The organism is Synergistaceae bacterium (assembly GCA_012728235.1).
GTDB lineage: Bacteria > Synergistota > Synergistia > Synergistales > Synergistaceae > JAAYFL01.
The window spans coordinates 1-7,923 of record JAAYFL010000054.1 but is presented as its reverse complement, the minus strand read 5'-3'; the positions used below and the strand labels follow the sequence as shown (position 1 = coordinate 7,923).

Annotated in this window: 8 protein-coding genes and 1 tRNA gene; 8 read left to right on the top strand and 1 reads right to left on the bottom strand. The window is 38.0% G+C overall.

Annotation, left to right across the window (positions count from 1 at the left end; genetic code table 11):
* The 4 genes from GXZ13_04135 to GXZ13_04120 form a co-directional block, all read left to right on the top strand.
* Positions 1 to 483, top strand: a 483-nt coding sequence (locus tag GXZ13_04135) for a histidine phosphatase family protein (GenBank protein NLX75023.1), incomplete at its 5' end; no start/stop codon positions are given.
* A 13-nt stretch (positions 484 to 496) separates the two neighbouring features.
* Positions 497 to 1,054 carry a hypothetical protein gene (locus tag GXZ13_04130; protein ID NLX75022.1) on the top strand — a complete coding sequence of 186 codons (558 nt, stop codon included), beginning with the start codon at positions 497 to 499 and terminating at the stop codon, positions 1,052 to 1,054.
* The gene (locus GXZ13_04125; protein ID NLX75021.1) at positions 1,029 to 2,039 is read left to right on the top strand and encodes a hypothetical protein; all 1,011 of its coding nucleotides are present in this window, start codon (positions 1,029 to 1,031) and stop codon (positions 2,037 to 2,039) included. Before GXZ13_04130 ends, GXZ13_04125 begins: the two co-directional genes overlap by 26 nt.
* Before the next feature lie 23 nt (positions 2,040 to 2,062).
* Complete coding sequence (locus GXZ13_04120; protein NLX75020.1) at positions 2,063 to 2,920, top strand: PDZ domain-containing protein; 858 nt, start codon at positions 2,063 to 2,065, stop codon at positions 2,918 to 2,920.
* 70 nt (positions 2,921 to 2,990) lie between these two features.
* Here the strand turns inward: GXZ13_04120 and GXZ13_04115 are convergent.
* Positions 2,991 to 3,067, bottom strand: a tRNA-Arg gene (locus tag GXZ13_04115).
* A 239-nt stretch (positions 3,068 to 3,306) separates the two neighbouring features.
* Between GXZ13_04115 and GXZ13_04110 the strand changes: the two genes are divergently transcribed.
* The 4 genes from GXZ13_04110 (at position 3,307) to GXZ13_04095 (ending at position 7,694) form a co-directional block, all read left to right on the top strand.
* Entirely contained in the window at positions 3,307 to 3,798 is a 492-nt protein-coding gene (locus GXZ13_04110; GenBank protein ID NLX75019.1) for a cytidine deaminase, read from the top strand.
* Positions 3,799 to 3,932: 134 nt separating this feature from the next.
* Entirely contained in the window at positions 3,933 to 4,571 is a 639-nt protein-coding gene (locus tag GXZ13_04105; protein ID NLX75018.1) for a response regulator transcription factor, read from the top strand.
* Complete coding sequence (locus GXZ13_04100; GenBank protein NLX75017.1) at positions 4,568 to 5,944, top strand: sensor histidine kinase; 1,377 nt, start codon at positions 4,568 to 4,570, stop codon at positions 5,942 to 5,944. Before GXZ13_04105 ends, GXZ13_04100 begins: the two co-directional genes overlap by 4 nt.
* Before the next feature lie 184 nt (positions 5,945 to 6,128).
* Positions 6,129 to 7,694, top strand: a complete 1,566-nt coding sequence (locus GXZ13_04095) for a hypothetical protein (protein NLX75016.1) — start codon at positions 6,129 to 6,131, stop codon at positions 7,692 to 7,694.
* Positions 7,695 to 7,923 lie beyond the last annotated feature (229 nt).

The window sequence follows — 7,923 nt, the reverse complement described above, 5'->3', positions numbered from 1 at the left end:
TTTGATGGGGTTTTTGCAAGCACATTACTACGTGCCAAACGTACCGCCGAACTCACTGTTCCAAAATATAAGGACGAGATAAAAACGATAAGTGGGCTGTCCGAAATACATGTTGGCGACTGGGAGGGTAAAAGCTATGACGAAGTTCGAACCAAATGGGAAGAGCTTTATGATGCAAACGGAAATTCTTTCGCGTCAGTAGCACCTCCAAACGGAGAAAGTTTTAAGGATCTTCAAAAGAGAACTGTCCCTGCCTTTGAAAATATAATTAACGACTACTCTTCCGGAAACTTGCTGATTGTTGCACATGGAGGTGTAATTTGGACTTTAATTTGTCATTACTTTAAATTTGAGTTGAACGACATCTTTTTTTATCCAATGGATTACTGTGGCATACATATGTTAGAGCGTACAGATTCTTTCATGAAGTTAATAAGATATAATTGGAATGAGCATCTTAATATAACTAAAACTGGCTATTAGAGGAGGGTGTTTTTTGAGGAAACACAAGGGGAACTTTATAACTGCAATTGTAATAATTATTGCATTGGCGCTGCTTTGTGCCTCATCATACCTTTTAATCGCCACAATAAGGAATAGAGCTCTCTCAAAAGCTCAGAAGTTTTTGGCCTCTCAAGATTATGTCGCTGCCGCAGAGCACTTTATCAAAGCAGACAAACTTGCATTTCGTACAAACATGGAAATAGAACGTGGATTAGCAGAAAGTTTTGTCGGAACAGGTAATAACGATAAGGCTCTTAAACATTACGAAAGGCTTGTAGAATTAGACCCTTCAAACATAGATGACCGTTATATTTTGGGAGTTTTATACATAAAAACCAAGGATTATAAAAATGTAGAATCTCAAATATCTGCACTTCGCAATATGGAAATGGAAAAAGCAACAGCATATGCAGACGAACTTGCTTCACAAATACAGACACAAGTGGTAAAAGGCTTTATAAAAGATTTTGTAGACAAGATAATTCCCGGATTTAAAAGACTCCCATTCTCAGGAGAAAAAGAATATGACCAGGACAAAGATATTTTTTAAAAACTTAATAATTTTCGGAATAAGTTTCTTTATAATATTGATATCGAGCGACCTTTTTGTTGTGTTTGCGCAAACAGATGTAGATGTAAAAGAAATAGCAACTGCCAGAACGGAGAAACACGTGAGTTTTTTTACTCCTCCTATTCTGATGATTCCCGCTCCGGATTTTAACTTTGAAAAAACAGATTTCGGCTATGCGGATAAGAATAAAAAAATAACAATAGAAGCAACACAGCTGCATTTGCCATACAAAACCCTACTGGATGAATTTAACGTGAATACCTTAAAAAAAGTAGGACTTGAATTAAAATCCAAGACAGATTTTTTATGGAATAAAACCAGTGCGACTCTACTAAAAGTTTTTCAAGCAGGAGAATACTCAGTTATAGGAAAGTGGGTATTGCTACTAGACAAGGGAGAAAAGTCATGGATGATTAGCTCTTCTTATGACTCAAAAAATCAAGACCATGCCGCTGCTCTTCTGGAAATGATAAAATCAGCATATTGGGAAGAAAATGAGCAAAGAGAGCAACTGGATGAATTCCATACAGTTAAAATAGATATAGACAAAAGAGATATTAAATTTGCTGGAATTTCACAGGGAGCTTCCGTTTACACAAAAGATGGAAATCTTCCAACAAAAAGTTCAGACGGAGCTCTTTTTGTTATTTCAAAAAGTAAGAACATTCACAACATAACCTCTAACAGATACTTGCCATATGCAAAAGAAAAAATCAAGTCTATTGAGCCGGACAAAAAGTTAAACATAGTAACAGAAAATAGTGTAACTATAGATGGGTTGCAAGGAATAGAAATAGTAGCAGACGTAAAAAAAGATAACTCTGAGGAAGATGGGCTTCTTTTCCTTACTATGTTATTTGACAATAAAAACATACACACATTTGTTGGAATCGCAAAGAAAGACGTTGCGAATAATCTTGAACTATTCCATTCTCTCTGCCTAAGTTACAAGCAAGACGCATAGAGAGTTGAAAGGAGTGTTTAAAAATGAAGTTGCGTACAATTTCTCTTTACCTAATAATATCTCTGATTTTTGTTCCAGCGGCTCAAGCAAGACCCTTGAGATATCACAGGCCTTTACCTGCCAGACACTATTATCGACATCGTCATCATTTGGGCAATCGTTACTACAGATACAGTGGATCTGATTGGGCAATAGCTGGTGGCACCGGACTTCTTCTCGGAATGCTTATTGCAAATAATAACTCGTATAATGAACGAGTTAAAACTGCTGAAAAAGAGGCTTACGAAAAGAAATTAAACGATGTACAAGATTTCTGCGATAACACCGTTCGGACAGAAATAACAAACGTAACAGGACTCATTGCTAAAAATGGGCTGGCAAATACAACAGCATACTTAAAAACACACTGGAATGAACGAGGATACTCGCCCATTCTGGATGATCGCTCCACAATAACGGTCCTTACCGTAACTGGTTTAAAAGAAGATGTGAAGCTAAAATATACTTTTTTAAAAAATCTTAATCAGTTAAAGGTTACAACCATTTCCTCAGAATATGGGGTATCTGCAGAGGAAAAAGCTTCCTACTTAGAACCGACGCCTATTTCTTCTTTCAGAAAATATGTGGGCTTTGATATTTCTGAAAGCTCTCGTGATCCAGAGGGGCGATTGCTCGTTGGAATAATTGATAGCCCTTCACCGGCACAAATGGCGGACATTAGAAACGGAGACTACATTGTAAAAATCGATACCTATGACATTAAAAATCTGAAAGTCGAAAACATTGGAGCTTATGTTGAAAATAGGGCTAAAAATGGAGCCATACTAAAAATAACCTATTCTCGTAATAATGAACAGCAAACAGTTGCTCTTCAGCTATAAATAAAACATGATTCAAAAAAACGACACGCTCGAAAAACACTCCGAACGTGTCGTTTTACTTTTTTGAAAATGGCGGGCCCGACCAGAATTGAACTGATGACCTACTGCTTAGGAGGCAATCGCTCTATCCAACTGAGCTACGGGCCCTCGCAATATAACAGTTTAGCATGTTGCACTATGCTTTTGCAATAGCTGCAATGGACTACATCCTGTTAAATAAAAACATTGCGACAACTGTCTAATCCCTAGACGTACAGAATATCTTTATATACACTAATTGAGAGAATAAAACTCTCTGTTTTTAAAATTAAGCAATTTTCTATCGCAAAAATTGATACTACTAGATAAGTTTAACCTATAATATTATTGGGAGTGGTGTTTAAAAGATGTTAAAACAAAGACCCGACTGGGATATATATTTTTCACAAATAGCTTCTGTCGTTGCAACAAGAAGCACTTGTCTAAGGCGCTCTGTCGGAGCAGTACTTGTAAAAAACAGACAAATTTTAAGCACCGGGTATAACGGAGCTCCTAAAAAAATAGTTCACTGCGATGTTAGAGGTTGCTTGCGAGAAACCTTAAATATCCCTTCGGGTGAAAGACATGAAATATGTCGCGGTTCTCATGCTGAAATAAACGCTATTGCACAAGCAGCTGCCAATGGTATTGCAACACAAGGATGTTGGCTATATTGCACTCATGAGCCCTGTATTTATTGTACAAAAGCTCTCATAAACGCGGGATGTGAAAGAATTGTTTACCTCCACTCTTATCCCGACGATTTGGCTCGTTCAATTTTAAAGGAATCGGGAATTGAAATAGTAAAACTAAATATTGATGATACTTTGAACAACGCACACGCTTCTGAGAAGGCTTAGCTAAACACAAAGAAACTTTCGGTAGGAAGAGAACCTAAGTTTGTAATATGACAAAAGCAAACTATCAACTTGATAAACAAGAAACGGATTAAAAGATATAAGAACATTTTTACGTTAAAAAGGAGGAGTACTAAATGTCAATTTCAATTATTCTTGCGGATGATCATCCCCTAACAAGAGAGGGAATGAAAGGGTATCTTACCAAAGAATCAGACTTTAACGTGGTAGGAGAATACGCCGATGGCGATGCTGCATGGGCAGGAATACAAAAGTATAAACCACAAGTGGCACTTCTTGACATTCGTATGCCCGGCATAGATGGTGTAGCTTTGGCTAGAAAAATAAAAGAGTCCGGCATACCAACAGCTTCACTCATGCTGACATCTTATGATGCGCAGCAATACGTAATGGCATCATTAAGGTCCGGCGCAAGAGGTTATGTCTTAAAGACAGCAGATATGGAAACCCTTTCAAAAGCTATCCGCATAGTAGCGCGTGGCGGGTTCTATCTCGACAGCGAAGTTGCGAGTGCCGTCGAAGAAGAGGGTGGCTTTGTCCCGGAACCTGTATCGGTAAGAGAACGTGAAGTCTTATTGTTGGCGGCAAGAGGTCTATCAGGCAAAGAAATTGCTACACAACTTTTTATTAGCGAACGAACGGTACAGACGCACCTTGCTTCCATATACGATAAATTAGGAGCCAAAAACAAAACGGAAGCAATGCTCCTATCATTAAAATATGGGATAGTAACTCTCGAAGAACTTATCAATTGAGAAAAAATTTATTGCTACAACTAACCATAGCCGTTTTTCTACCGAGCCTCGGAGCATTCCTGTTGGCATGGGTGGGTTTTTGTCAATTCGAGAAAACCATGGACTCTCTAGCCTCTTCTTATGTACAAAATTTAGCTCGTGGTGCAGCGGCAAGGCTTGAATCAGCCCGATGGGATTTAAAGCCGGACGGGATGTGGCAACCGCGGCAGAAATACAGGCCTGGTGTTGGGATAGAAGGATTTATTGCAGAAGACTTGCCCATACCCGGCACATTTGCAGTTTTTGACGAATTTGGACTACTTTTATATGGCTCTCCAAACGCACCAATGATGTCCGTTTTATCAAACCAATTATTGACTTACGGAGTGCCTAGTAAAATACGAGGCGCAGATGGGAACTATTATACGATAGCATTCTATCCAGTTCTTAACAAAAATCTTTTTGTGTTGGCAGCGGTCTCCTCAAAGGAACTTTTAGGACCAATGGTAACTCTAACAACGTTCTGGCCATTTATGGTGGGGATGTTAGGATTGATTGGAATTTTTGCCGTTTTTATAATGTGGCAAAAAGTTATTATGCCGTTAAAAGACCTTGAGGAAGAGATATCTCTACTGAAATGGGGAGAGGATATTCCACAAAAGAATGCCCCTGAAGCCGTTACTGAGCTGCAAAAACTTAGAGCCGCAATAGTAACTTTAGCTCATTCTGCAATAGATAAAGCCGTACTTAATAGAAGATATGTCACAGACATTGTAAAAGTTCAGGAAGAGGAACGCTCAAGGATATCCAGAGAGATTCACGATGGACCTCTACAAGATGTAACTGCTGTGATACAAAGATTGAGACTGCTTGCAACTGATTTTGATTCTCCAGAAAAAATGCGACAGCGGCTCACAGAAGCAGAAAATGCGGCTTTAGCTGGAGTTCGAGAGATGAGAGAGGTCTGCAATAATTTAACACCGCCCTGGCTCGATCTTGGACTTGCTCAAGCTCTAACTGAACTTTCTGAGCGCCAAAATGCTCAATTGGGAATAAAGATAAACCTTGACCTTCATGAAGTGAGAGAACTCCCAAATGACGTCACTATGGCTTTTTTTCGTGTGGCTCAAGAAGCAGTTAATAATAGTGCTAACCATGCCAACGCAAATGAAATTACAATTTCTCTGCGTGACCTTGGAAGTAAAATTCTGCTAAAAATAGAGGATGATGGCAAGGGGTTTGACGTTCCGGAAAATATTGCGGAGCTAAGAGTAAAGGGACATCGAGGGCTTTCAAACATGCAGGAAAGGATGTCTCTTGTAGGTGGGAAACTGACGGTTTCCTCTTCATCTAAAGGAACTACTATCAAGTGTGAGTTCCCATTAAATACATAAATTAATGTCGCCTTACTGAACTGTTACGAATAATACATTAAAACCGCAGCAGAAAATATCCCGCACAAGTTATAAAAAATTAACAAAACTCTTATTTTACATTTCATAACTAAGTTGTATAAAAAGATATAATATACACAAAATACACAGAGAAATCATTTTGGGGAGAAGCGGAGGTGTAAGGGTGTTAAAACGTTTAAAACTTTTTGTTTATTTTCTTTTAATAATAATTATAGTAACAACCGGAATATATATCTTACTCGATATATCCCTCCGTGGTCGCTTAATGTCCGCTATACCAGCCCCTACAGAAACAAACCCTTACATCTTTATAGAGAACAGGGAGTATGTGTATCCTCGAGCGGTTTCTATCTTTTTAACAGAAAAAGGAGATTCTCTTTTTAAAAATGGCACTCCACGTAGCCTAATGCTTTCCATTGCGTCAACAGCAATGGAATCCGCAGTTCTTATTGAAGAAAAAAATCAAAATAAACCGGAAATTTACCTGGCTTTACGCTACAGCAAGAATGAAATGAAGTCTTTAAAAAAAGGAATACTTCCCGACTCTTTAAAAAAAGTTATAAAGAATGGAAAGATTTTACAGGGAACTAACAAAAATTGTTGGCGAATATATGCAGACAGCTCTGATTATCCTATCTACTACCAAGTTGATAAACACCACGTACTAATGGTAGCAGACTTGGAACTGCTGGAACAAATGAATAATGCATTACGAGGAGAAGAAAAATCACTTACAAGAAAAAAGTGGATAAAAGAAAAAACATTTCCCGGATATATTGAAATAGCAGATGGGGGATTTTTCAATACACTTGGAGGAAAAGACGGAACCCCCGTTATTTTTCAAGCAGCATGGAGACATTCACCAAACGTCGAAAATAATCAAAACTCAGGAGAGTTAAAATGGAAAATATCTGGACTTGATAAAGAAATTTATAGATTAATTGCTGCGTCTGTATCACCAACAAAGTGGAGTGATTCAAAATATTTTTCTGCGGAACCCGTGCTATTCTCATTAGGAATCAATATTTCAAAACTTAAAGGATCCCCAAAAGATTGGCCCCTCCCATTAAACAATCTTGCTCTTCTCGGGAAAACGATGGGACTAAGGAATAAAGAAATACGCGAAATCCTTACAGGAAAAACTGTGGCATCAGTAGGAGGTCACAATCATCTTCTGTGGTTTAACCTTCCCGGTTTTATTATTGAATTTACAGCGGATGAACAGCTGTTAAAAACGGCAGTATCTGCTTTTTGGCAAAAGCTTTTTTTCGGGACAGAACCAAGCCCACTCTCCGGTTTTAGTTACGGCGGAACCGCATCTTTGCCATTTTCAACATTGGGTGTCTCAGATAAAAACCTCGCCCTCTTCGGACTCGTTGCACCCAACTCAATAAAACCTTATAACCAGTTAAGGAAACTTCTGAAAGAAGACGAAGAAGCTATCGGTTGGCTGACTGCAGATCTTCCTCATATTGCTGATGCTTTGGTGGAAATGTCCAAAATGAATTATTTTTCTTCCGAAGACTACAACTCAGAGAGAGATATCTTTTCAGAAAATGACCATACTGAGGAGTGCTTCCAACCAGAGATGAATCTCTATACCTTAGATAATGAAAAAGTAATTTCTTTTAGTAAAATGCTCAAAACATTCGGAAAAATTTCCCTTGTATGGGAAAGCTACGATTCCGGGAGGCTAAATTGGTACGACGTTAGAGCTAAAGAAAACTAAAATAAAAAAGAATTACAAAAATTTAAATATAATTAATTTGTTATAACTAATAACTTGTCTTTATTTTTTCTTGTTGTAAAATATCGCAAGGATAGTGATACATTCGGAGGTTGAAAATATGTATAGTAATGCACTTGAAAAACTTAGAGAGAGGGGTTTCGTTGAATGGAGTAGCCATAACGAGGAATTAGCAGAACACTTCATTAACGATATGGTAACAGGATATATT

What these genes read in the sequence shown, in the direction of transcription:
- GXZ13_04105 (NLX75018.1), top strand. Translation starts at nt 3,933, where the DNA reads ATGTCAATTTCAATTATTCTTGCGGATGATCATCCCCTAACAAGAGAG.
- GXZ13_04125 (NLX75021.1), top strand. Translation starts at nt 1,029, where the DNA reads ATGACCAGGACAAAGATATTTTTTAAAAACTTAATAATTTTCGGAATA.
- GXZ13_04110 (NLX75019.1), top strand. Translation starts at nt 3,307, where the DNA reads ATGTTAAAACAAAGACCCGACTGGGATATATATTTTTCACAAATAGCT.
- GXZ13_04120 (NLX75020.1), top strand. Translation starts at nt 2,063, where the DNA reads ATGAAGTTGCGTACAATTTCTCTTTACCTAATAATATCTCTGATTTTT.